The organism is Streptomyces sp. NPDC005533 (assembly GCF_042871845.1).
Lineage (GTDB): Bacteria > Actinomycetota > Actinomycetes > Streptomycetales > Streptomycetaceae > Streptomyces.
In genome coordinates, this window is record NZ_JBIAJH010000024.1 from 13,855 (window position 1) to 38,535 (window position 24,681).

Annotated in this window: 18 protein-coding genes; 6 read left to right on the top strand and 12 right to left on the bottom strand. The window is 73.2% G+C overall.

Annotation, left to right across the window (positions count from 1 at the left end):
• The first annotated feature begins 15 nt into the window (after nucleotides 1–15).
• Nucleotides 16–2,070 (top strand): restriction endonuclease, encoded by a 2,055-nt coding sequence (locus tag ACFYP3_RS23520; RefSeq protein WP_388835999.1) that lies wholly within the window; start codon nucleotides 16–18, stop codon nucleotides 2,068–2,070.
• Between the two features lie 10 nt (nucleotides 2,071–2,080).
• On the top strand, nucleotides 2,081–2,845 hold the full coding sequence (locus ACFYP3_RS23525; protein WP_388835770.1) for an alpha/beta fold hydrolase: 765 nt from the start codon (nucleotides 2,081–2,083) through the stop codon (nucleotides 2,843–2,845).
• A gap of 43 nt (nucleotides 2,846–2,888) precedes the next feature.
• Here ACFYP3_RS23525 and ACFYP3_RS23530 read toward each other — a convergent pair whose 3' ends face one another.
• A complete protein-coding gene (locus tag ACFYP3_RS23530) occupies nucleotides 2,889–4,028 on the bottom strand; it encodes a CobW family GTP-binding protein (protein ID WP_388835773.1) in 1,140 nt (379 codons plus the stop codon).
• 55 nt (nucleotides 4,029–4,083) lie between these two features.
• The gene (locus ACFYP3_RS23535) at nucleotides 4,084–5,244 is read right to left on the bottom strand and encodes a citrate synthase/methylcitrate synthase (protein WP_388835776.1); all 1,161 of its coding nucleotides are present in this window, start codon (nucleotides 5,242–5,244) and stop codon (nucleotides 4,084–4,086) included.
• A gap of 80 nt (nucleotides 5,245–5,324) precedes the next feature.
• On the opposite strand from ACFYP3_RS23535, the gene ACFYP3_RS23540 reads away from it, so the two are divergent.
• The 3 genes from ACFYP3_RS23540 (at nucleotide 5,325) to ACFYP3_RS23550 (ending at nucleotide 9,028) form a co-directional block, all read left to right on the top strand.
• The gene (locus ACFYP3_RS23540; RefSeq protein ID WP_388835779.1) at nucleotides 5,325–6,560 is read left to right on the top strand and encodes a citrate synthase; all 1,236 of its coding nucleotides are present in this window, start codon (nucleotides 5,325–5,327) and stop codon (nucleotides 6,558–6,560) included.
• A 132-nt stretch (nucleotides 6,561–6,692) separates the two neighbouring features.
• Nucleotides 6,693–8,294, top strand: coding sequence for an ATP-binding protein (locus tag ACFYP3_RS23545; RefSeq protein ID WP_388835782.1), 1,602 nt, complete (start codon nucleotides 6,693–6,695; stop codon nucleotides 8,292–8,294).
• Between the two features lie 32 nt (nucleotides 8,295–8,326).
• On the top strand, nucleotides 8,327–9,028 hold the full coding sequence (locus ACFYP3_RS23550) for a response regulator (protein ID WP_388836002.1): 702 nt from the start codon (nucleotides 8,327–8,329) through the stop codon (nucleotides 9,026–9,028).
• A 6-nt stretch (nucleotides 9,029–9,034) separates the two neighbouring features.
• On the opposite strand, the gene ACFYP3_RS23555 is transcribed toward ACFYP3_RS23550, so the two are convergent.
• The 3 genes from ACFYP3_RS23555 to ACFYP3_RS23565 all read right to left on the bottom strand — a co-directional run bounded on the left by ACFYP3_RS23555 (nucleotide 9,035) and on the right by ACFYP3_RS23565 (nucleotide 13,415).
• Nucleotides 9,035–10,627 (bottom strand): cation acetate symporter, encoded by a 1,593-nt coding sequence (locus ACFYP3_RS23555; protein ID WP_388835785.1) that lies wholly within the window; start codon nucleotides 10,625–10,627, stop codon nucleotides 9,035–9,037.
• Entirely contained in the window at nucleotides 10,624–11,109 is a 486-nt protein-coding gene (locus tag ACFYP3_RS23560; RefSeq protein WP_388835788.1) for a DUF485 domain-containing protein, read from the bottom strand. The genes ACFYP3_RS23555 and ACFYP3_RS23560 overlap by 4 nt, the downstream gene beginning before the upstream one ends.
• Nucleotides 11,110–11,294: 185 nt before the next feature.
• Entirely contained in the window at nucleotides 11,295–13,415 is a 2,121-nt protein-coding gene (locus ACFYP3_RS23565) for a type IIA DNA topoisomerase subunit B (RefSeq protein ID WP_388835791.1), read from the bottom strand.
• A 448-nt stretch (nucleotides 13,416–13,863) separates the two neighbouring features.
• On the opposite strand from ACFYP3_RS23565, the gene ACFYP3_RS23570 reads away from it, so the two are divergent.
• Entirely contained in the window at nucleotides 13,864–14,097 is a 234-nt protein-coding gene (locus ACFYP3_RS23570) for a hypothetical protein (protein WP_030016583.1), read from the top strand.
• A gap of 137 nt (nucleotides 14,098–14,234) precedes the next feature.
• On the opposite strand, the gene ACFYP3_RS23575 is transcribed toward ACFYP3_RS23570, so the two are convergent.
• From ACFYP3_RS23575 to ACFYP3_RS23605, 7 genes are all read right to left on the bottom strand, one after another.
• Nucleotides 14,235–15,161, bottom strand: coding sequence for a serine protease (locus ACFYP3_RS23575; RefSeq protein ID WP_388835794.1), 927 nt, complete (start codon nucleotides 15,159–15,161; stop codon nucleotides 14,235–14,237).
• Between the two features lie 96 nt (nucleotides 15,162–15,257).
• Nucleotides 15,258–16,856 carry an RNA polymerase sigma factor gene (locus ACFYP3_RS23580; RefSeq protein ID WP_388835797.1) on the bottom strand — a complete coding sequence of 533 codons (1,599 nt, stop codon included), beginning with the start codon at nucleotides 16,854–16,856 and terminating at the stop codon, nucleotides 15,258–15,260.
• 369 nt (nucleotides 16,857–17,225) lie between these two features.
• Nucleotides 17,226–18,167, bottom strand: coding sequence for a FadR/GntR family transcriptional regulator (locus tag ACFYP3_RS23585; protein WP_388835800.1), 942 nt, complete (start codon nucleotides 18,165–18,167; stop codon nucleotides 17,226–17,228).
• A gap of 137 nt (nucleotides 18,168–18,304) precedes the next feature.
• The gene (locus tag ACFYP3_RS23590; protein ID WP_388835803.1) at nucleotides 18,305–20,119 is read right to left on the bottom strand and encodes an ATP-binding cassette domain-containing protein; all 1,815 of its coding nucleotides are present in this window, start codon (nucleotides 20,117–20,119) and stop codon (nucleotides 18,305–18,307) included.
• A gap of 188 nt (nucleotides 20,120–20,307) precedes the next feature.
• The gene (locus ACFYP3_RS23595) at nucleotides 20,308–21,054 is read right to left on the bottom strand and encodes an NUDIX domain-containing protein (RefSeq protein WP_388835806.1); all 747 of its coding nucleotides are present in this window, start codon (nucleotides 21,052–21,054) and stop codon (nucleotides 20,308–20,310) included.
• Between the two features lie 117 nt (nucleotides 21,055–21,171).
• Complete coding sequence (locus ACFYP3_RS23600) at nucleotides 21,172–23,160, bottom strand: glycogen debranching N-terminal domain-containing protein (protein WP_388835809.1); 1,989 nt, start codon at nucleotides 23,158–23,160, stop codon at nucleotides 21,172–21,174.
• A 251-nt stretch (nucleotides 23,161–23,411) separates the two neighbouring features.
• The gene (locus ACFYP3_RS23605; RefSeq protein ID WP_388835811.1) at nucleotides 23,412–24,677 is read right to left on the bottom strand and encodes a DUF4192 domain-containing protein; all 1,266 of its coding nucleotides are present in this window, start codon (nucleotides 24,675–24,677) and stop codon (nucleotides 23,412–23,414) included.
• Nucleotides 24,678–24,681 lie beyond the last annotated feature (4 nt).

The following is a 24,681-nucleotide window of genomic DNA, read 5'->3' on the forward strand; positions in this document are numbered from 1 at the left end:
CGTCAGTCGAGCGGGATGATCGGAGACTGGGCCGAGGCTCAGCGCAGGCAGCAGCGGACGCAGGTGATCCAGCAGCGCGAGGCGGAGCGCCGCCGACGCGCATGGGACCGGGACGTCGCCCGGGGTGAGCGCGAGCAGCAGGCCGCCTACCGACAGCACCGCGAGGTCGAGGCACGGCGTCGCACGGAGGCCATCGAGGCCGAGGTCTCGGCACTGCAGAACCTCTTGGCCACAGGCTGCCGGGCGGCGGCGTTCCGGATGGCCTCGCTGGTGCAGAGCGAGGAGCTCGAACCGTTCCGGCCGGGGCCCTTGGCGCATCCGGTGGCGATACCCCGCATCGAGCAGTTCCAGCAGCAGAGCAGCGGCATGGCGCTGGGTTCCTACCGGCGGGTCCAGGCGGAGCGCGAGGCGCACGCCCAGTACACGCGGGCCTACCAGAAGGCACAGGCCGCGGAGACCAGGCGTCGGCAACAGCTCGCCGAAAACCGGCAGCACTACGACCGGTGGGCGGCCGAGAAGCTCGCCGCGATCCGTGCGCACAACCGCGGACTGAGCGAACTGGCCGCAAGGCTGCGCGCGGGCGATGCGGAGGCCGTCGTCGCATACTTCTCCGCGGCCCTGTACGCCTCGACGGCCTGGCCGGAGGAACTGCCGAGGCAGGTGTCGGCCGCGTACGACCAGGCGGCACGCCAGTTGGTGCTCGACTGGGAGCTGCCCCGCTACGGAGTCGTCCCGGAGACCAAGTCGGTGCGGTACGTGCCGAGTACGGACCAGGACAAGGAGACGGTCCGCCCGGCGGCGCAGCGAAGGGCGGTCTACCGGGACCTGCTGGCGCAGTGCGTGCTGCTGGTGGTGCGCGATCTGTACGCCGCGGACGAGTTCGGCGCCCTGGACACGGTGGTGGTCAACGGCTTCGTCGACGACCACGATCCGGTGACGGGCCGGGAGGCACAGATCGTGCTCGCCACCGTGTCGGCGGAGCGGACCGCCTTCGCGGGACTGCGACTGGAACAGGTCAGCGCGGTGGACTGCCTGGTGGAGGGGTTGCGCGGGCAGCTGTCGGGGCGACCGGACCAGCGGACCGGGATCCGTGCGGGCCGCAGACCCGGTGAGGTCGGCGGCGTCGTCAGCCACGGCGGACAATCCGGCGACGGGGAGGACGAGCCGGACCTGTTCGAGATGGATCCGATCGCCTTCGAGAACCTGGTGGCGGAGCTCTTCCGGGCGATGGGCATGGAGGCGGTGACCACGCAGCGGTCGGGCGACGGCGGCGTGGACGTCGAGGCACTGGACCCGGCACCGATCCGGGGCGGGCGGATCGTGGTGCAGGTCAAGCGCTACCGGAACACGGTGCCGCCCACGGCGGTGCGCGACCTGTACGGCACGGTCCAGGACGCGGGGGCGAACAAGGGGGTGTTGGTCACCACTTCGTCCTTCGGGCCGACGTCGTACACCTTTGCCAACGGCAAGCCGCTGGAGTTGGTTCCCGGAGCCGAACTCGTGGAGCTGCTGCACCAGTACGGGCTGCGCGGCCGCCTCGGCGGTGGTCAGGCGTCACAGCGCACGGCCGAGCCCACCCCTTCGGCCGACCACAACGTGCTCGGCATGTCCTGGTCGGGTGCGGTCGCCCTGGACGTGTGCGCCCTGGTCTGCACGGGCAACCGGGTGCTGAGCGAGGACCACTTCGTCTTCTACAACAACCCGCGCACCCCGGACGGTTCGGTCCGGTCCCGGGAACACGCGACGCCCGACAAGGCTGCGCTGGAGGTCTCCTTCGACGCCCTGCCGTCGCAGGCCGACCGCCTGGTCCTGGTGGCCGCGATCGATCCGGAGGCCGATCCGCACGCCGACCTCGCCGGGTTCACCGACGCCCACATCCGCCTGCTGTCGGCCGGCGGGGACGAACTGGGCCGGCTCGACGTCTCCGACGGTCGCGCCGGCGAGACGGCCCTGGTCCTCGGTTCGTTCCGGCGCCGGCCCAACGGCGACTGGGACTTCGTGATCGGCGGCAAGGGCTACCGCGGCGGTCTGGAAGCCCTGCTGGGCGAGTACGGGGTCGAGGTCGCCTAGGGTCTGCCGTATGACTCTTGCTTACGATGCAGCCGGTGACGGCCCCGCGGTGGTGCTGCTGCACTCCGCCGTGTGTGACCGGAGGATGTGGGACCCGCAGTGGCGGCCCCTGCTCGACGCCGGATACCGGGTGGTGCGGTGCGACTTCCGGGGCTTCGGCCAGAGCCTCTTGCCGGACCGGCGTCACAACGACGCGGAGGACGTACTGGACCTGCTGGACTCCCTCGGCGTCGAGCAGGCGGCGCTGATCGCGTCCTCGTACGGCGGACGTGTTGCCCTGGAGATCGCCGCACGCCGTCCGGAGCGGGTGTCCGCCATGGCGTTGTTGTGCTCGGGCCTGCCCGGGCACGAGCCGGGCGATGAGCTGCGTGCGTTCGGCGAGCGGGAGGACGCGCTGATCGAGGCGGGTGACATCGCGGGGGCCGTGGAGCTGAACGTGGACACCTTCCTGGGGCCGGAGGCCGGGGAAGCGGTCCGGGACGAGGTGCGCGAGATGCAGCGGCGTGCCTTCGAGGTGCAACTGGCCGCCCCCGAGGGGGCCGGGCGCAAGAACGTGGACATCGACCTGTCGGCGGTCAAGGCGCCCGGTCTGGCGCTTTCGGGCGGCCTCGACCTGGCGGACTTCCGGCAGATCGCGGCCCGGCTGCCGGGCCTGCTCGGCGACACCCGGCACGTCGAGCTGCCCTGGGCCGGCCATCTCCCCAGCCTGGAGCGGCCCGCCGCGGTGACGGACCTGTTGATCGGCTTCCTGGGCGAGACGGTCCCCGCGGTCTGAGCGGGACGGCCGAGTGGCCCGGTGCCCCGGTGGCCCGGTCAGGTCACCAGGTGGCCCGGGCCTCGGCTCCGAGTCCGGACCCCGGCTCCGCTCCGACGCCGGTTTCGACGTCGGCTTCGGCCTCGGCCTCCGGACCGGTCGCGGGCCGGGGCTCGGCGACGTACCGCAGCACACCCCACATGCTCTCGGGCGACGCGTCCTGCGGGGATTCCTCGCGGCAGGCCTCCAACTCCCCGACCAGTCCAGGGCCGTCGGTGCCGACGCCGATCAGGACCAGCTGCGTCAGCCGGGCCTCGCCCGGCCCCCAGGGCTGCGGGGCGAAGCGGAGGAACCGGCCGACCGCGTGGACCTCGTACTTCTCCTCGTGGCCGGGGATCCCGAACCACACGAAGCCCTTGATTCGGTAGAGCCCCGCCGGCCGCCGGTCGAGGAAGTCGATGAACCGGCGCGGGGAGAGCGCCTGGTCGCAGGTGAACTCCGTGCTCTCGTAGACGGCGTGCGCGTGGGTGTGGTGGTCGTGGCCCTCGGCCTCCGCGAGGAGGTCCTCGAAGGAGAGCTGCCCCCGCGTCTCGGTCCAGGGGCGCCGGTCGAAGAGCAGTTCCGGGTCGATCCGCCCGTGGTCGGCTCCCACGACCGGGGTGCCGGGGGCGCAGAGCGCGTCGAGTTCCCTCTCGATCCGGGCTCGTTCGCCGGCGTCGACGCGGTCGGTCTTGTTGAGCACCACCAGGTCCGCGACGGCGAGGTGGCGGTCGGTCTCCGGGTGCGACTCCCGCGTCGCGTCGAATTCGGCCGCGTCCACGATCTGCACCAGCCCGCCGTAGCGGACGGCGGGGTTCTCGCTGGCCATGAGCATCCGGATCATCTCCTGGGGCTCGGCCAGCCCGCTCGCCTCGATGACGATCACGTCGATGCGGTGGACGGGTGCGGAGAGCTTCTCCAGGTAGGCGTCCAGCTCGCTGCCGTCGACGGCGCAGCACAGGCAGCCGCCGCCGAGGGAGACCATCGAGTCCCCGACCTGTCCGGCCACCGACATCGCGTCGATCTCGATCGATCCGAAGTCGTTGACGACGACCCCGATCCGGGTGCCCCCGCGGCCGGCGAGGAGGTGGTTCAGCACGGTGGTCTTGCCGGATCCGAGGAAACCGGCGAGGACGATGACGGGGATGGGCTGCCTGCTGTTCACCCTGTCGATCGTAGCCAGGCTCCGGCGGTCGATCGGCCGATCGCCCGTCGGTCCGTCAGTCGATCAGCGGCACCGGCTGGGGCGGGGTGGGGCCGCTGTACCGGGCGGCAGGACGGATGATCTTCGAATCGGCGGCCTGTTCGAGGATGTTCGCGCTCCAGCCGACCACACGGGCCGCGCAGAAGGTCGGGGTGAACATCTCGCGCGGCAGCCCGCAGAGCTCCATGACCACGCCCGCGTAGAACTCCACGTTGGTGTGCAGCTCCCGGCCGGGCTTGAGCTCGGCGAGGATCTCCTCGACCTGACGCTCGACCTCGACGGCGAAGTCCACGAGGGGCCCGCCGAACTGGAGGGCGATCTCGCGCAGCATGCGCGAGCGGGGGTCCTCGGTGCGGTAGACGGGGTGGCCGAAGCCCATGATCCGCTCGCCCGCCAGGACGCGTTCGCGGATCCACGGCCCGATCCGGTCCACGGTGCCGATGGCGTCGAGGGTGTCGAGGGCGCGGCTGGGTGCGCCGCCGTGCAGCGGGCCTGAGAGCGCACCGATCGCCCCGGTGAGGCAGGCGGCGACGTCGGCGCCGGTGGAGGCGATGACGCGGGCGGTGAAGGTCGAGGCGTTGAAGCCGTGGTCGACGGTGGATATCAGGTACCGCTCGATCGCGCGGGTCTCGACCGGGCCGGGCTCCTGGCCGGTCAGCATGTACAGGTAGTTGGCGGCGTACGGGAGGTCCTCGCGCGGCTCGACGGGCTCCAGCCCCTGCCCGAGCCGGTGCAGGGCGGTCAGCAGGGTCGGTACGGCGGCGCAGGCGGCCAGCGCGTCGGCGGCCCGGCGGGCGGGATCGAGGTCGTACACCGGCCGGAATCCGGCCGAGGCGCCGAGCAGCGAGAGGGCGGTGCGCAGTCCGGCGAGCGGGCCCGAGAGCCGGGTGGCCCGCGCCAGGCCGGGCAGGGCGTCCCGTACCTCCTCCGGCAGCCGGCGCAGTGCGGCGGTCTCGGCGGCGAAGGCGGCCCGCTCGGCGGAGTCGGCGGGCAGGGTGCCGCGGAACATCAGGTGCCAGACGTCCTCGAAGCCGCGGTGGGCGGCGAGTTCGACGGCCGAGTACTGGCGGTAGTGGTAGAAGCCTTCGCGGCCCCGGACGTCGCCCAACTCGGTTTCGGTGACCACGACCCCCGCGAGGCCGCGCGGTCCTTCGATGGTGCTGTCGGTGGTGTTCATGCACCGACCATCCATGATGGATTGAATCCCTGTCAATGTTGATTGAATCAATATATCCATTCATCTGTAGGGTGGTCGCCATGAGCGACGAGAGGGACGGCGGGCGCAGGCTCAGCACACAGGAGGCGGCGCGGGTACTCGGTGTGAAACCGGCGACGGTGTACGCGTACGTCAGCCGGGGCCAGCTCGGCAGCCGCCGCGACCCGGCCGGCCGGGGCAGCACCTTCGACGCGGCCGAGGTGGAGGCGCTGGCCCGGCGGAGCCGGCGCGAGGCGGCGGCTCCCGCCGGGGAGCTCTCCGTCCGTACGGCGCTCACCCTCATCGAGCCGGACCGGTACTACTTCCGGGGCGTGGACGCCGTGGCGCTGGCCTCGGCGTACCGCTACGAGGAGGTCGCGGAGTGGCTCTGGACCGGGACCGTCGTGCGGGGGGCACGGTTCTCGGCTCCCCCGGAGGCGCTGGCGGCGGCCCGGCGGGCCGTGGCCGCGCTGCCCGCCCACGGCGGGCCCATCGACCGGCTGCGGGTGGCGGTGGCCGCCGCCGCGGTGGCGGACCCGCTCCGCTTCGACCTGTCCGAGGAGGCGGTGCTCGGCTCCGCGCGCTGTCTGATCCCCACGCTGGTCGGCGCGCTCCCCGCGGTGGGCGCGGACCGGTGGGCCGGCGACGGCCGGATCGCCCGGCAGCTGTGGTCCCGGCTGACGGCCGTGGAGCCGGACCCGGACGCCCTGGCCGTGCTCGACCTGGCGCTGGCGCTGCTGGTCGACCACGACCTGGCCGCCTCGACCCTGGCCGTACGGGTGGCCGCCTCGGCGCGGGCCCATCCGTACGCGGCGGTCTCCGCCGGGCTCGGCGCGCTCGAAGGGCCCCTGCACGGCGCGGCCGGGCGGCTCGCGCACCGGATGCTGGTGGAGGTGCTGGAACAGGACGGGGCGGCGCCGGTGGTGGCGGAGTACCTGAGGGCCGGGCGCCGGGTACCCGGGCTCGGACACCGGCTCTACCAGGGCGAGGACCCCCGCGCGCGGGCGCTGTTCGCCCGGCTGGAAGCGCTGGAGCAGGCCGCTCCCGCGCTGGCCGCGGCCCGCGAGGTGGCCGCGGTGATGGCCCGGCAGGGCGGGCTGCACGCCAATGTGGACCTGGCGCTGGCGGTGCTGACCGTCTCGTGCGGGATGCCCGCGGAGGCCGGGGAGACGATCTTCGCGGTGGCCCGTACGGCGGGCTGGATGGCACACGCGCTGGAGGAGTACCAGGAGCGGCCGCTGCGGATGCGGCCGAGCGGGCAGTACCACGGGCCCCGCCCGCCCCAGCCGCTGCCGTGACGCCACCTCACCCGCAGTGAGGCGCACCCCACGGGCCGAACACGACAGAAGTGGCGAACCCGACAAGCTCGGCGCAGGCGTTCCCCTCCGGCCGGGCCCGGCCTACCGTTGCTGCCCATGCGGTTCCCCCTCATGAGCGCTCGGCGCCTCGGGCTGCCCAGACGGGCCGTCACCCAGATCCTGCTGACCCAGCTGGCCATCGCCGCCGGGGTCGCCGTGCTGGCGATGGGACTCTTCCTGGCGCCGCTGAGCGCTCAGCTCGACGACCAGGCCATGCGGCGCGCCCTGGCGATCGCGCAGAGCGCCGCGGCCGACCCCTCGCTGGCCGCCGACCTCCTGGACTCCGGAGCCTCGCGGGACAGCCCCGTGCAGTCCTCGGCCGAGCGGATCCGCCGGGCCACCGGGGCCGAGTACGTGGTGGTCCTCGACCTGGACGGCATCCGCCGCTCGCACCCGAGCGCCGACCGGATCGGGCTGCCTGTCTCCACCGACCCCAGCGACGCGCTGGCGGGCCGCGAGGTCATGGAGATCGACGACGGCACCCTGGGGCGCTCCGCGCGCGGCAAGGTCCCGCTGGTCGCCGCCGACGGCGAGATCGTCGGCGCCGTCTCGGTGGGCATCGCCTACGACAGCGTCCGGGACCGGCTGCTCGGCGCCATCCCGGGCCTGCTCGCCTACGCGGGCGGTGCACTGGCCGCGGGCGCCCTGGCGGCCTATCTGCTCTCCCGCCGGATCCAGCGCCAGACCCGGGACCTGGCCTTCTCCGACATCTCCGGCCTGCTCGCGGAGCGCGAGGCGATGCTGCACTCCATCCGTGAGGGCGTCATCGCCCTCGACCGCGAGGGCCGGGTCCGGCTCGTGAACGACGAGGCCGCCCGGCTGCTGGGCCTCGCCCCGGACTCGGCCGGCACCGTGGCGGGTCGCCCCCTGGACGACGTACTCGGCGGCGGCCGCACCGCCGACGTGCTGGCGGGCCGCGTCACCGGCCGGGACCTGGTCACCGTCCAGGGCCCCCGGGTGCTGGTCGCCAACCGCATGCCCACCGAGGACGGCGGCGCCGTCGCCACCCTGCGCGACCGCACCGAGCTGGAACGCCTGGGCCGCGAACTCGACTCCACCCGGGGCCTCATCGACGCCTTGCGCGCCCAGGACCACGAGCACGCCAACCGCCTCCACACCCTCCTCGGCCTGCTGGAACTGGGCCTGCACGAGGAGGCGGTGGAGTTCGTCACCGAGGTCGCCGACGTGCACCGCACGACCGCCGAACAGGTCACCGAGAAGGTCCACGACCCGCTGCTGGCCGCCCTTCTCGTGGGCAAGGCGGCCGTCGCGGCCGAACGCGGCGTCCCCCTGCGGCTGGCCGAGACCACCCTCCTCCCCGACCGCCTGGTGGACCCGGGCGGCCTCGTCACGATCATGGGCAACCTCGTGGACAACGCCCTGGACGCCGCCGCCGGTTCGGCGGCGCCCCTGGTCGAGGTGGAGCTGCGCGCGGAGGGGCGTACCGCCGTGCTCCGAGTGCGGGACAGCGGCCCCGGAGTGCCAGCCACGCGCCGCGAGGAGATCTTCACCGAGGGCTGGTCGACCAAGCAGCCCAGCGCCCACGGCGAGCGGGGGCTGGGCCTCGCCCTCGTACGCCGCCTCGCGGAGCGGCAGGGCGGCAGCGCCCGGGCCGGTGGAGCAGCGGACGGAGGGGCGGAATTCTCCGTCGTACTCCCGGAGGCCCTGCGATGAACGGGGCGGTGAACCGGGCAGTGAACGGGGCGGTGAACGGGTCCCCGATCCACGTATTGGTCGTCGACGACGACATGCGTGTTGCCCGGATCAACGCGGCGTACGTGGCGAAGGTTCCCGGTTTCCGGGTGACGGCGCAGGCCCATTCGGCCGCCGAGGCCCTGGAGTTCCTCACCTCGCGGACGGTGGACCTGGTCCTCCTGGACCACTACCTCCCCGACGAGAACGGCCTGGACCTGGTCCGGCGCCTGCGCCAGCTCGGCCACCACACCGACGTGATCATGGTCACGGCCGCCCGCGACCTCGCCACCGTGCAGGCCGCAATGCGCCTCGGCGCCCTCCAGTACCTGGTCAAACCCTTCACCTTCGCCGGACTGCGCACCCGGCTGGAGGCGTACGGGGCCCTGCACCGCACCCTGGAGACGGGTGGCGAGGCCGAACAGGCCGAGGTGGACCGGATCTTCGGCGCCCTCGCCGTGGCGGGACCCGCGAACGAGCTCCCCAAGGGCCACTCCCCGACCACCGCGGAACTGGTCCGCCAGGTCCTGCGCTCCGCGGAGGGCCCGCTGTCCACCCAGCAGATCGCCGATCGTGCGGGCATCAGCCGCCAGACCGCCCAGCGCTACGTGAAATTGCTCGAACGCACCGCCCGCGTGACCCTGGCCCTGCGCTACGGCGAGACCGGCCGGCCGGAGCACCGCTACACCTGGCTCCCGTCGGAGGGGCCGGCCTGACTGTGCTCAGACCGCTCCGGCGCCGGTCAGCGAGCGGACCTCCGTCTGCGCGTGCTTCGCCTCGTCCGGCTCCTCGCCCGAGGTGACCGTGCCCAGCCAGCCCGCCAGGAACCCGAGCGGGATCGAGACGATCCCCGGGTTCTGCAGCGGGAAGTACTGGAAGTCCACGCCCGGGAAGAGGGATTCCGGACTGCCCGACACCACCGGCGAGACCAGCACCAGCAGCACCGCCGGAACCAGGCCCCCGTACACCGACCAGACGGCTCCCCGCGTGGTGAAGCCGCGCCAGAAGAGCGAGTACAGGAGCACCGGCAGGTTCGCCGAGGCCGCCACCGCGAAGGCCAGCCCCACCAGGAACGCCACGTTGAGGTCCTGGGCGAGCAGTCCGAGGGCGATCGCCACCGCCCCGATGCCGACGGCCGCGGCCCGGGCCACCGAGACCTCACTGCGCTGCCTGGCGCGGCGCCGCTTGAGGGAGGCGTACAGGTCGTGGGCGACGGAGGCCGAGGAGGCCAGGGTGATGCCGGCCACGACGGCCAGGATGGTGGCGAAGGCGATGGCCGCCACGAAGGCGAACAGCACCGCGCCGCCGGTGGATCCCGCGCCCCCGCCGAGGAAGGCCGCGAGCAACGGAACGGCCGTGTTCCCCGAGGCGTTGGAGGCCCGCACCTCGTCCGGGCCCACCAGCGCCGCCGCCCCGAAGCCGAGCACGATGGTCATCAGGTAGAAGCCGCCGATGAGCGCGATCGCCCACACCACCGAGCGGCGTGCCGCCCGGGCCGTGGGGACCGTGTAGAAGCGCGACAGGATGTGCGGCAGCCCGGCGGTCCCGAGGACGAGCGCGAGGCCGAGGCTCATGAAGTCGACGCGGGCGGTCCAGTCCCCGCCGTACCTGAGGCCGGGCCCGAGGAACCGGGACCCGTGCCCGCTGCGGTCGGCGGCGCTGGTGAGCAGCTGGTCGAAGTCGCCGTGAAAGCGCAGCAGGACGAGCACGGTCAGCGTGATCGCCCCGCCCATCAGCAGGACCGCCTTCACGATCTGGATCCAGGTGGTGGCCCGCATCCCGCCGAAGGACACGTAGACCACCATCAGCGCACCCACCCCGATCACGGTCAGGGTCCGGGCCGCCGCGCTCGAACCGCCGAGAAGCAGGCCGACCAGGCTGCCCGCGCCGACCATCTGCGCGACCAGGTAGAGCACGGAGACGACGACCGAGGAGGTGCCGGCCGCGATCCGCACCGGGCGCTCGCTCATCCGGGCGGCGACCACGTCGGCGAGGGTGAAGCGCCCGCAGTTGCGGACCAGTTCGGCGACCAGGAACAGCACCACCAGCCAGGCGACGAGGAATCCCACCGAGTAGAGCATGCCGTCGTAGCCGAACAGGGCGATCAGGCCGGAGATGCCGAGGAAGGAGGCGGCGGACATGTAGTCGCCGGCGATGGCGAAACCGTTCTCCATCGGTGAGAACAACCGGCCGCCCGCGTAGAACTCCTCCGCCGACCCGTGCCGGTTCCGGCTGACCCAGGTGGTGATGCCCAGGGTCACCGCGATGAAGACGCTGAACAGGATCAGCGCGAGGGTCTGGTGCTCGGTGGTCACCGGCCGGCCCCCCTCGCCCGGGTCCGCTCCTGGTCGCGTTCCTGCTCGAAGACGGTCCAGCGCAGGTCGAGCGCGGCCCGGTCCCGGCGCAGTCGCGCGTGCCGGGCGTAGGCCCAGGTCAGCAGGAAGGTGGTGAGGAACTGGCCGAGCCCCGCCAGCATGGCCACGTTGACCGCGCCCACCACGGGCCGCGCCATCAGGCCGGGCGCGGCGGTGGCGGCGACCACGTAGGCGACGTACCAGAGGAAGAAGCCGGCGGTCGCGGGGACGACGAACCCGCGGTAGCGGCTGCGGACCTCCTGGAAGGCGGCGCTGCGCTGCACTTCGAGGTAGATGTCGGATGCGCCGTGCGCGGGGCTGCCGCCGGGGGCCGGGCGCGGCGGGGTCGTTTCCTCGCCTTCGCCCCAGCCGACGGCCAGCGCGTCGTACCAGGGGTCGTCCAGCCGGATCGTTCCGGCATCACGACCTTCGTGCTTGTCCACCGAACTCTCCTTGTCCGCTGCCGCATTGGCCGCGTGCTCACAAGGATGTGCTCAATAGTCGCTTTCCGGACTGGTGTACCGGCGCTCTTCACTCCAACAGGTGATGGAGGGAAGAGCGCCGGTGTGCCGTGAGGCGTCTCGGAGCCGGTGGCGGCGGGCTGCGCCGACCGTCGGCTCCGGCCGGGTCAGGCGTCGATGCGCGAGCGGTCGAGGGTCGCCGCGGAGCTCGTGATGAACTCCTTGCGCGGTGCCACCTCATTGCCCATGAGCAGGTCGAAGACCTGCTCGGCCGAGTCCAGGTCGCCGATGTTGATCCGGCGCAGGGTGCGGAAGCGGGGGTCCATGGTGGTCTCCGCCAGCTGGTCCGCGTCCATCTCGCCCAGACCCTTGTAGCGCTGGATCGAGTCCTTGTACCGGATGTTCTTGCGCTGGTACTCCAGCAGGGTCTGGCGCAGCTCGTTGTCCGAGTACGTGTAGACGTACTTGTCCTGGCCCTTCTTCGGCTGGACCAGCTCGATCCGGTGCAGCGGCGGCACGGCCGCGAAGACCCGGCCGGCCTCGACCATCGGCCGCATGTACCGCTGGAAGAGCGTGAGCAGCAGGCAGCGGATGTGGGCGCCGTCCACATCGGCGTCGACGAGCAGCACGATCTTGCCGTAGCGGGCCGCGTCGATGTCGAAGGTCCGGCCCGAGCCGGCTCCTATGACCTGGATGATCGCCCCGCACTCGGCGTTCTTGAGCATGTCCGAGATCGAGGACTTCTGGACGTTGAGGATCTTGCCCCGGATGGGCAGGAGCGCCTGGAACTCCGAATTCCGGGCGAGCTTCGCCGTGCCGAGGGCCGAGTCGCCCTCGACGATGAAGAGCTCGCTGCGCTCCACGTCGTCGCTGCGGCAGTCGGCCAGCTTGGCGGGGAGCGAGGAGGTCTCCAGCGCGGTCTTGCGGCGCTGCGCCTCCTTGTGCTGCCGGGCGGCGATCCGGGTCCGGGCGGCCGCGACGATCTTCTCCATCACGGCGCGGGCCTGCTGCTTGTCGTCACGCTTGGTCGAGGTCAGGAAGGCCTTGAGCTCCTTGGCGACCACGGCGGCGACGATCCGGGTGGCCGCGGAGGTGCCGAGCACCTCCTTGGTCTGGCCCTCGAACTGCGGCTCGGCGAGGCGGACGGTGACGACGGCGGTCATGCCCTCCATCGCGTCGTCCTTGACCACGTCGTCCTCGGCGACGCGCAGCAGCTTGGCCGAGCGCAGCACCTCGTTCACGGTCTTGGCGACCGAGCGTTCGAAGCCGGAGACGTGGGTGCCGCCCTTGGGGGTGGCGATGATGTTCACGAAGGACTTGACGTTGGTCTCGTAGCCCGTGCCCCAGCGCAGGGCGATGTCCACGCCGAGCTCGCGCGTGACCTCGGTGGGCGTCATGTGGCCGCGGTCGTCGAGGACCGGGACGGTCTCCTTGAAGGTGCCCGTGCCGCTCAGGCGCAGCACGTCGCAGACGGCCTTGTCCTGGGCGAGGTACTCGCAGAACTCGCTGATGCCGCCGTCGAAGCGGAACGTCTCCTCGGTCTTGCCGGCGCCGTCGATGCCGCGCTCGTCGCGCACCACAAGGGTCAGGCCGGGGACGAGGAAGGCGGTCTGGCGTGCGCGCTGGTAGAGCGTCTCCAGGTTGAGCCGGGCGTCCTTGAGGAAGATTTGGCGGTCGGCCCAGTAGCGGACCCGGGTGCCGGTCTTGCCCTTGGTGATCCGCTTGACCTTGCGCAGGCCGTTTGCGGGATCGAACGGACTTTCGGGTCCCTGCTCGGTGAACATCCCGGGGACGCCGCGGCGGAAGCTGATGGCGTGGGTGGCGCTGTTGCGGTCGACCTCGACGTCCAGCCGGGCGGAGAGGGCGTTGACCACGGAGGCGCCGACGCCGTGCAGGCCGCCGGAGGCGGCGTACGAGCCGCCGCCGAACTTGCCGCCCGCGTGCAGCTTGGTCATGACGACCTCGACACCGGACAGGCCGGTCTTGGGCTCGACGTCCACGGGGATGCCGCGGCCGTTGTCCCGGACCTCGACGGAGGCGTCCTCGTGGAGGATGACCTCGATGTGGTCGCAGTAGCCGCCCAGGGCCTCGTCGACGGAATTGTCGATGATCTCCCACAGGCAGTGCATCAGGCCACGACTGTCGGTCGAGCCGATGTACATGCCGGGGCGCTTGCGGACGGCCTCCAGCCCTTCGAGGACGAGCAGGTGCCGCGCGGTGTAGTTGGAACCGTCCCGGTCTGCTCCGGACAGCAGCGCGCTGGAAGGCACGGACGTGTCGGCGGTCACGCAGTTCGCTCCTCGCTGAATTTCTTTTCTGGCCCTGTCGGGCGCAGGGGTGGCTCGGCTGCCGCTCGAAGGGTACCGAGGCCAGGTAGAGCCGATGCAACGCCACCCTCGCGCGCTCCTCACCCTAGTCCAGATCCGTACGAACGTTCGATCCCCCGGGCGGGTGAAGGAAACATCACGTTCCCTTCCGCGCATGAACCATTTAGGGTTCGGGCACGTCCTCATGAACAACCTGGCACTCACGCCGGGGGAGGATGGAACTGCAACAAGCGCACGACTGACAACGCGAAACCGTAAAGCAACGCAATACGGCTCCTTCGCCGCCAACCGGCAACAGCCGGCCAGCTTCGGAAGGAAGTTTCGAGGAAAAGCCGCGAGCGGGAACGTTTTCGGCCTGGTTGGATGTTGACCCTGGTACGACAGCTCGTCGAGCTAGAGAAGAGGCGACGTGACTACTGTTCTGACACCCGCGACCCCGCTGACGGCCGCTGACCGATGCGACCGTTGCGGCGCCCAGGCATATCTGCGCGTCGTCCTGCTGAGCGGCGGTGAACTGCTCTTCTGCGCCCACCACGGTCGCAAGTTCGAGCCGGAACTCAAGAAGATCGCCGCGGAAATACAGGATGAGACCGAGCGGCTTACGTCCGCTCCGGCTGCCAATGCCGAACCCGAGGACCGCTGACACAAGGCCTATACCTCGCATCCGACGAGCCAGGACCGGCGATGCCGGTCGACGGGCGGCACCCCTGAGACCCAGGGGTGCCGCCCGTCCTCACATCCACGGCCGCCCGCGCTCGGGGCGGGCGGCCGGTACGGTCGCTAGCCCGGGCGGTGCCCCTGTACGGGCCCTGCACCGGGTACGGAGCGCCTGCGGGCCTCCCATGCGGCGTCCTGGGCCCCGCCGGGCTGCGCGCCCGTCTCCGGGGCTGTCACGAAGCCGGCGAGGGGGGCGATGCGCGTGTACACCCCCGGGCTGTCCGCGCGCCCGCAGCCGCGCCCCCACGAGACCAGCCCGATGAGCCGCCCCTGAGCGACGAGCGGTCCCCCGCTGTCGCCCTGGCAGGCGTCCTTGCCGCCGTCGCCGTCCCCCGCGCACACCATGGACTCGGCGCGGTACTGCCCGTCGGCGTCCCCCGGGTAGGCCCTCCCGCACACCTCGTCCGCGAGCACCGTCACCCGCGCGGCCCGGAGCGCGTACGCGTAGTCACCGAAACCGCTCGTGTCGCCCCAGCCGTAGACGGCCGCCTCGGTGCCCACCTCGTAGGCGGAATGCCCCGCCTCCGCCAGGGGGAGCACGTGGAGGGCCGGCACGGCCTCGGCCAGTTCCAGGACGGCGAGGTCGCCCGCGTTGCTCTGCGCGTCGTAGGCCGGGTTCACCCGGACCCCGCGCACCGGGATCTCCCGGCCGTCGGCCGCCGTCAGCTCCGTACGCCCGACGATCACCCGGAAGTCGGGCACGGACTCGACCGGGCCGCCCAGCACCTGGCGGCCCAGGCAGTGGGCCGCGGTCACCACCCGGGTCGGAGCCACGACGACTCCCCCGCAGAACTGCCCGCCCCGCGTACCCCCGAACCGGTCACGGCTGGCGAGCGCCACGACCCACGGGCTGTCGGCCACGCTGACCGGCTTCCCGCCGATCACCACGCTGTCCGCGGCCGCCTGCGGCATCTGGGCCAGCGGCGCTGCCGCCGCTCCCGCCGCCAGGGTCAGCGCTCCCGCCAGAGCACGGGCAAAGGGACGACGCATGAGGCCTCCTGACTCCGAGTGTGCATGACTCCACCCAGAGTGGGATGCCCGGTGGCCGAGCGCACCCGCGCGGCCACCGCGTCGTCCCCGCAGCGGTCAGTCCAGGTAGTCGCGCAGCACCTGGGAGCGGGACGGGTGCCGCAGCTTCGACATCGTCTTCGACTCGATCTGGCGGATCCGCTCACGCGTGACCCCGTAGACCTTGCCGATCTCGTCGAGGGTCTTGGGCTGGCCGTCCGTGAGGCCGAAGCGCATCGAGACCACGCCGGCCTCGCGCTCGCTCAGCGTGTCGAGCACCGAGTGCAGCTGCTCCTGCAGGAGCGTGAAGCTCACGGCGTCGGCCGGGACGACCGCCTCGGAGTCCTCGATGAGGTCACCGAACTCGCTGTCGCCGTCCTCGCCGAGCGGCGTGTGCAGGGAGATCGGCTCGCGGCCGTACTTCTGGACCTCGATGACCTTCTCGGGGGTCATGTCGAGTTCCTTGGCCAGCTCCTCCGGGGTGGGCTCGCGGCCCAGATCCTGGAGCATCTGGCGCTGCACGCGGGCGAGCTTGTTGATGACCTCGACCATGTGCACCGGGATGCGGATGGTGCGGGCCTGGTCGGCCATGGCGCGCGTGATCGCCTGCCGGATCCACCAGGTCGCGTACGTGGAGAACTTGTAGCCCTTGGTGTAGTCGAACTTCTCGACCGCGCGGATGAGGCCCAGGTTGCCTTCCTGGATCAGGTCCAGGAAGAGCATGCCGCGGCCCGTGTAGCGCTTGGCGAGGGAGACCACGAGGCGGAGGTTGGCCTCCAGCAGGTGGTTCTTCGCGCGCCGGCCGTCCTCGGCGATGATCTCCAGCTCGCGCTTGAGCTTGGGCGCCAGCTTGTCGGAGTTCGCCAGCTTGTCCTCGGCGAACAGGCCGGCCTCGATGCGCTTGGCGAGCTCCACCTCCTGCTCGGCGTTGAGGAGGGGGACCTTGCCGATCTGCTTGAGGTAGTCCTTGACCGGGTCGGCGGTGGCGCCGGCGACCACGACCTGCTGGGCGGGGGCGTCGTCCTCGTCGTCGGAGATGACGAAACCCTTGTTCTCGCCGCTCTCCTCCTCTTCGTCGGCCTCGGCCTTGACGGCGTCGGGACCCTCGTCGGTGGTCTCGTCGTCGCCGCCCTCGTCGGAGTCCTTCTTGGCCGCGGTCTTCTTCGCCGCCGTCTTCTTGGCCGCGGTCTTCTTGGCGGGCGCGGCCTTCTTCGCGGCGGTCTTCTTCGCCGCCGTCTTCTTGGCCGCGGGCTCGGTTCCCGGCTCCTCCGCGAGGACGTCCGCGGTCTCCGGGTCCGCCGTCCCGGCCGCCGGGGCCGCGGCGGGCGCGCCGTCCGCGGGCTGCGCCGCCGTCGTCCTGGCCGCGGTCTTCCTGACGGGCTCGGTGGCCGTCCGCTTGGCCGGGCTCTTCGCTGCGACGCTCTTGCGGGTGGTGCGCTTGGGCGACTCCGCGGCACTGACCATCAGCGTCACACCCTCTTCCTCGAGGATCTGGTTGAGGCTGCGCAGAACATTCTTCCACTGGGTCGCAGGAATCTGGTCAGCCTCGAAGGCCCGACGCACGTCATCGCCGGCGATCTGCCCCTCGGCCTTGCCCCGCTCGATGAGCGCCATCACAGACTCGGAATCGGCGATCTCCGGCGGGAGCGTACGGGATGTGCTGGCCGACACGAACAACCTCTCGGAACGATGGGAACGGCTTCCGACGCCGGGCCTGGTGGCGCTGGACCGGAGCCGACGACCACTGACCGGGGATGGGCCGGCGGCGCGGGCAGGGGCCGGGGAGCTGCACAGCACCCCCAAGGGCTGCTGTCTTCCCTCCGTCGGCCATCACCTCTTAGGTCATCGCGTGACCTCGCAGAGTGTTACGCGCAATCTTCGTGGCCCGAGTCACACCCCGGGTGGACGGACGCCGGTCAGGGGGCCGTCACGGCCGTCCGGACGGGGCCGGAGCGCCGTGACGGAGCGCCCCACACGGGTGTCGCCGGACCCGACCGGGCCCGGCGACACGTCCTGCACACCCCCACTCCCCCGCGCGTCCGCCCGTCAGTGCTCGCGCGGGGCGGGGACCACGCGCTCTACCTCCGGATGCACCGTCAGGAGCTGGCGCATGGCGTTCTCGGCGCCGATCGCGTCGCCCGCGGCGATGGCCTCGACCATCCGCGCGTGGTGGGCGACACAGGTCTCGCTCGGCCGGTCGCAGGCGGTGATCGGGCTGCCGGAGACCTGGAGCGCGGCGGAGACGATGCCGGAGAGGTGCTCCAGCATGCGGTTGCCGGCGACCTGGATGAGGAGCGCGTGGAACTCGTTGTCGGCGCGCGCGAAGGTGATCGAGTCGCCCTGGCCGAGGGCGTGGCCCATGATCTCGACCATGTCGGCGAGGCGCTGCTGGATGTCCGGCCGGCCGTGGCCGGCGGCGAGGCGGGCGGCGAGCGGTTCGATGGTCCAGCGGAGCTCGCCCAGCTCGCGGCGCTGGTCGTCGCGCTGGGGGCCGAAGGCGCGCCACTCGATGATGTCGGGATCGAGCAGGTTCCAGTCCGCGACGGGGCGGACCCGGGTGCCGACGTTGGGGCGAGCGCTGACGAGGCCCTTGGCCTCCAGGACCCGCAGCGATTCGCGGACGACCGTACGGGAGACCTCGAAGCGCTGGCCGATCTCCTCGGGGACCAGGGGCCGGTCCGCTCCGAGGTCGCCGGAGACGATCATCTGGCCCAGCTGCTGGACGAGTTGGCCGTGCAGTCCGCGGCCGCGGCTGCCTGCCGCGCGGCGGCCGACCCGGCCCAACTCGACGTCGGCGCCGTCCCAGTGGGGCGCTCCGACGCGGTCGGACCCGGGGGCCTCCGCGTAGGGGTAGCGGTCGAGTTCGCCCGGGCCGGCGAGGCCGGAGTCGGCGTGGCGGGCGGCGGTCATCATGGTGTGCGCAAGGGTACTCACGAATCCTTTGTCGGCCGTGCCTCCATGACCCTTGAGGTCTTTGGTGAAAAGCACACGAAAGGGTGATCGGTGCCACCTACGCAATTGACGACTTATCGTAAAGAACCGGGCCTTTTGCGGGGAGTTGCGGTCCGCTTGACGCGACACGGACGGCAACGGTCCCGTCCGGGATATCTCCGGCACCGGAACGATCACCAACGGACCCGGCTGCGCAGTCCGGTGAACCCATAGGCGCACAACAGGACCATCAGCGACAGCACCAGCGCGGTCCCGACGGGTTGGGCCATCACCCGCAGGGCCCCCATGAGCAGCCGGTCCGCCTCCGGCGGCCACTGCACCCAGGTCAAGCCCCGCAGCCGGGGTCCGAGTCCGGTGACCGGGTACGCGGACGAACCCTCCAGGGCCTTGCGCACCAGCGGCACCACCATCACCGGTACGGCGAGCACCGCGGCCAGTCCGGCGGTGGCGGACCGGAAGGCACCGGAGGCCAGTACGCCGGCCCAGGCGCAGCCGATGAGCAGCCCGGCCCAACTCACGGCCGGCGAAAGCCACTCCACCGGGGTGCGCAGCGGGCCGCTGTCGAAGACGAGCGCGAGGGCGGCGGCGTCGGCCGCGACGGCCAGGGCGCCCAGCAGCAGGGCGAGGACCGCGCAGACGCCGAGCTTGGCGGTGAGCAGCCCCATCCGGCGGGGCACGGTGCCGCGGTCGGCGGCGAGTGCGGGGTAGCGGTACTCCTCGCCGAAGGCCAGCGCGCCGAGCAGTCCCGCGCCGAGGGCGGCGGGCGGCAGCGGCAGCAGTTCGGGCCAGGCGGCGAGCAGCCTGTTCTGCGGGGTCTGCCCGGCCCGGGCCAGCACCAGGGAGGTGAGGACGGAGAAGGCTACGACGAGGGCGGCGGTGAGGACGGGCGTGGCGGTGCCGAAGACGCGGAGCAGCTCGTAGCGCAGCGGCCTCAGCGGCCCTCCCACGCGGCGCACGGCCGAGGCGGGCCGCCGGGGACGGTCCTGCCGGGGGCGCCGGCCGGAGTCCCCGTGTCCGGCCTCTGCGGGCTCCGAAGGGTGCTCGGGGGCGGAGGCGGAGGCGGGGGTGGACGCCGGGGCGGACGCGCGGGCATGCGGTACCGGCGCCGTCGGCGACCCGGCGTCGCCCGTCTCGTCGGCGAGCTGGTGGACCAGCACGCCGTGCCGGAAGGCGGCCTCGCCGACCTCGGCGCAGTTGCTGCCGTACACGGAGAGGCGGCTGCCGCTCTCCTCGACGATCTCCACCGAGCGCTGGGCGGCCCGGGCCTCCCGGCCCAGTACGTCGGCCAGCCGGGCGGCGTGCGGGGTGCGCACGGCGACCCGCGGCCTCAGCCGGGTCCGGGCGAACTCGGCGGCGTCCTGGTCGGCGACGAGCCGGCCCGCCTCGATACTGACGACCCGGTCGGCGCTGCGGGCGGCTTCCTTCGCGTCGGCGGTGGTGAAGAGCACGGCCCCGCCGAGGGAGGCGTGGCCGCGCAGCAGCCCGTGCAGCCAGCCGCGCTCGCGGGGGGAGAGTCCGGCGCCGGGCTCGTCCAGGAGCAGGGTGCACGGATCGGCGAGCAGGGCCGCGGCCAAGGCGACCCGGCGCTCCATGCCGAGCGAGAGCGAACCGAGCCGCTGGTCCCGGAGGCCGGCGATGCCGACGACCTCCAACATGGTGTCGGCCCGGGAGGCGGGCACCCCGGCGGCGGCGCAGAGCATCCGCAGCTGGTTGCGGACGGTCCGTGCGGGGTTGCCGGGTACGTCGCCCAGCAGTACGCCGACCTCACGGCCGGGGTACGGGAGCCGGTGCAGCGGGCGGCCGCGGAAGTAGGTGACGCCGCGGCCCGGTTCGAGTTCGAGCATGAGCCGCAGTGCGGTGGTCTTGCCCGATCCCGGCTCTCCGAGCAGGGCGGTCACGTGCCCCGGGCGGGCCTCGAAGGTGAGGTCGTCCACGAGGGGCGGGGCGTCGGGGCGGTGTTTGCTGGTGAGTCCGATGGCCTGGAGCATCGCTTCTCTCGCGGGGGGTGAGACCGCTCTGCGGCAGGGTGAGTACCGCAAGCAAGATAACGCGATATGTCCGATTTTCTACGCAACCGGTCCGCCAGGGCGCCGGGATTGCCCTCAGACTCCGCACGGCTGCTCGGCCCGGTCCCCGCGCCGCCCGGCCCGCGACGGCCGGCGCGTGGGGCGCGGTGTCAGACTTCGGGGCGCAGCATCGGCGGGTTGAGCAGCGTGGCCCCGCCGGCGCGGAACAGCTGGGCCGGCCGCCCGCCCTGACGGGTCGTCGTCCCTCCGGCCGGCACCAGGAACCCGGGGGTCCCGGTGACCTTGCGGTGGAAGTTGCGCGGGTCCAGGGCCACGCCCCAGACGGCCTCGTAGACCCGGCGCAGCTCGCCGACGGTGAACTCGGGCGGGCAGAAGGCGGTGGCCAGCGAGGAGTACTCGATCTTCGAGCGGGCCCGCTCCACGCCGTCGGCGAGGATCCGCGCGTGGTCGAAGGCGAGCGCCGTGGCCGCCTCGTCGTGGGAGGCCAGCAGCTCGTCCACCGGGGCCCAGCGCGCGCTGTTGGCGTCTCCCCCGGCCCGCGGCGCCGGCAGGTCCGGAGCCAGTACCAGATGCGCCACGCTGACGACACGCATCCGCGGATCCCGCTTCGGGTCGCCGTACGTGGCGAGCTGTTCGAGGTGCGCGCCGTTGCCCGCGCCGGGCAGGGCGGGATCGTGGGCGCACAGGCCGGTCTCCTCGGCGAGCTCGCGCGCGGCGGCGCCGGCCAGGTCCTCGTCCCCTCGGACGAATCCGCCGGGCAGCGCCCAGCGCCCCTGGAACGGCTGCTCACCCCGGCGGACGACCAGCGCGCAGAGCGCGTGGCGCCGCACGGTGAGCACGACCAGGTCGACGGTGACGGCAAAGGGCGGGAAGGCCGACGGGTCGTAGGGCGACATGCCGCGATCATAGTCGTCTGCCTGACGATAAACAGCTCTTTGGTGACCTTGAAGACGCTGTTCCGGAGGCGGGCGGGCCGCGGCCCGGCCTGCCGCCCGCCGCGATCGGCCATCGCACTAGCCGCCCAGCTGGAGCGCATCGGCGGCCTCCTCCACCATGCCGAGGCCGAGCCGGCTGATCCGGACGGCGAAGGGCTCGCCCGACACCCGCAGGCCCGAGAGTCGCAGCGCGCCGAGGGGGGCGCCCGGGAGCGGGGCGAGGGCGACCGTGCCCGCGGGGGCGTCGGGGCGGATCCCCGCGAGGGCGGTCAGCACGTGGATCCCGGCCGCCGCGGCCACGGCGGCGGGTCGGCAGGCCGCCGGGTGCGGGACGGGGGCGCTGCCGGCGGTGCGCTGCTCGGCCGCGAACATCTCCGGCAGCCGGTACCCGAACGCTTCCGCCGCGTCCAGCAGGCCCCGCAGCAGGCCCGCGGCCTCCTTCTCGAAGCCCGCCTGGGCCAGGCCCGCCACGGCCACGGCGCTCTCGTACGCCCGCACCGCGCCCGAGCGGTGGCCGAACGGGTTGTGCCCCGGCTCCCTGGTGGCCATGCTCCGCAGGCCCCATCCGGAATCCATGGCGGGGGCTCCGAGCAGCCGGGCCAACTGCTCCGAGCGCACCCGGTCGAGGAGCCCCGGGGCCGGCCGGCCGCCGCCGAGGAGTCCGGTGTCGAGCAGGTGGGCGGCGGCTCCCGTGAGCCGAGGCAGGGGCCGGCCGTCGGGGTGCAGGGCCGATGCGGGCCGGCCGCCGTCCGGGCCGTCGATCCAGAACCCTGCCCGGAACCGCTCCCGCAGCTCGGCGGCCCGCTCCAGCCACTCCTCGGCGCCGGGCCGCCCGCATCCGGCGAGGAGGTCCGCGCCGAGCACGGCCGCCCGGTGGGCGTGGGCCTGGGTCTCGCAGCGCCGCGGACCGGGGTCGGGATCGGCCAGGAGGCCGTCCTCCCCCAGAGCCCCGCGCAGCCAGTCGAGGCACCGCTCGGCGGCCGGGAGCAGCCGGGCCACCTCGTCTTCCGGCAGGCCCCACAGCCGGGCTTCGGCCAGCACCGCGGGGAAGGCCAGGGTCGCCTCCGTGCCGGTGCACCCGGGCGGCAGCTGGGGGCCCGCTCCGCGCAGGGGGCCCGGGATCTTCCCGGCGTCCGGCCCGCGCCCTTCGGTCTGGGTCCGGGCCAGGATGCGCAGGGTGGCCGCGGCCAGCCCGGTCCCGAGGGGCAGCGCCATCCGCGCGGCCCACAGTGACTCGGCCGGGGCCAGGCCCAGCCGCCACGGCGCTCCGGCCGCCGCGAAGGCGTCGCCGGGCGCCTCCGGGTCCCTCAGGAGGAGCGCGCCCAGGTCCTCGACGCTGCTGCGGAACCACGCCTCGACCCTCGGGTCGTCCCCTTCGGCCCGGGCGTCGGCCAGCGGGTTGGCGACTTGCCCGGCGGGAGCCCGCTCGGTGCGGTCCTGAGTGGTGCGCAGTTCGATGGTGCGGGATTCGCCGGGACCCAGTTCGAGCTGCCAGCGCAACAGCCCCGCCGAGGCCAGCGCGTCGTCCGGCGGCGGCTCCGCCGCGGTGACCGCCTGCGCCTCGCCGGTGCTCCAGCGCAGCCCGGCGGCGTGCACCCCGGCGGGCAGCTCGGGCCCCGCCCGGCCGGCGGCCACGGCGGCGAGCTCCGCCAGGTCGGTGCCGAGCAGGACCTCCACGGGCAGGCGCACCGGCCGGGCCGTGAAGCTGCGCAGGGTGATCCGCTCGGTGCCGTCCGCGTGCCTGACCCGTTCCACCCCGATGTCCGGGTCGGGGCCGGGCTCGGCACCGGTGCGGACGGTCGCGGTGAAGGCGGCCCGGTCGGCGCCGAGGCTGCGTCCCTGGACGGCGACCGGGTCCCGGCCCCCGACCCGCAGCACGCAACGGGAGAGCAGCCTGCGCCCGGAGCGGTAGATCCCGTCGATCCCCCGCCCGGTCAGCTGGCCGTGCTCCGGCGAGATGACCAGACAGGGTGCGGCGACGCAGATGACGGCGCCGTGCACGGGCGGCAGTTCGGGCCTGCGGGCTGCCGGAACGCCGGATGGGCGGGGAGGTGCGGGGTGAGACATGCGTCGCCTTGTCTGCGCTCCGGTCGGCTGAGCTGGGCGGCGGCGTGGCCGGGCCCCCACCACCCCACATCTGAACGCCCCCACCCCCGCCCGGGTCACGGTCTGCTGCCCCGCCCGGGGCACGGCCCCCGGACGCGACGGGATCCACGGTTCCGGTCGCGCGCGCCCGGGACGCAGCCTGCGCCGCCGGGTCAGGCCCAGGGCGCTCCGGAGCAGCCGCACCGGACCACCGCCCCAGGGCCGGCGCGCCGTCACTGCTCGCTCCCCGCGGTGCGGCGGGACCCGCGCCGGGGCGCGGTCCGCCCCCGTCGGCCGGGAGGACGCGTACCGGCCGAGGAGCGTGCCCGCCGGGGCTCGCGGCGGCGGCGCTCCTCCCGCAGGCACTCCCGCAGTCCCTCGGGGTCGATCCCCTCGTTGCACGCGTGGTGGAGCAGCTGGGCAAAGCGGTACTCGGCATCCGCGCGCAGGGCCAGGCCGAAGGCGATCCGGGCCGTCGGCTCGTCCCCGGTGGACCAGGAGACCCAGCCGGCGAGGGTGAGCGGGGCCGCGGCGTGCTCGCCGTAGGCCCCGACGCAGCGCCGGGCGAGAGCCCGCCAGAGCCGCAGGGCGGGGGCAGCCTCCTCGTCCTCCATCCACTCGGCCGCGACGTCCCGGATCTCGCGGTCCTGGAGGCCCAGGATGAGCGAGGCGGCCTCGTCGTGGCCGAGCAGGGCGTCGTCCCAGTCGTCGGCGTGGGCGCCGCCCTCGACCGGCGGGGCCAGCGTCATGCGCCGCATCAGGTCCCGGGCGAGGGAGATCGTCTCGGCGCCGACCTCCTCCCGGGTGGCCCCGTCGAGGATCCTCGGCATCAGGGCCGCGGCCGCCCGGTCCAGGGCCCTTTCCGCCTCCGCTGCCACGGCCCCGCGCAGCGGTGCGAGCCGGCCCTCGATGTCCTTGAGGGAGCCCCGGACCCGGAGCCCGGCGAAGGTGGCCGCCGCGGCCATCACCGAGGTGCCGACCGCGGCCAGCCGGGTGCCCTCGGCCGGGCAGCACCGCTCGTCCGGGCAGACGTAGGACCAGAAGCGGCCCTCGGAGAGGCACAGAGCCTCCAGCACGGGCACGTCCAGCGCGCCGCAGGCCAGCCGGATCCGCTGGGCGAGCGGCCGCAGCCGGGTCATCACCTGCCGGCCGCCCTCGTCCTCACGCGGTTCCTGACAGAGGTAGACGACGATGCCGTCGGGCTTGCCGCCGCGTCGTTCGCTGCCCCGGATGAGGCAGTCGGCGACCTGCCGGGCGGTGTCCTCCCATTCCGCCGGCGCGATGGGGATGCCGACCCGGAGCCGGCCGCCGAAGCGCCCGCCCTCCCCGTGCACGGCGACGAGGACGAGGGAGTCGCTCGGGTGGAACCCGAGCATGTAGGGCAGTGCGTCGGCCAGCTCGGCCGGGCTGCGCAGGGTGATCTGGGGGCCGGTGGCCGCTGTGGCCGGGCTGAAGGAGGGCTTGTCGGACGGGCTGCGTGATTCGTGGTTGTTCGTCATGGCA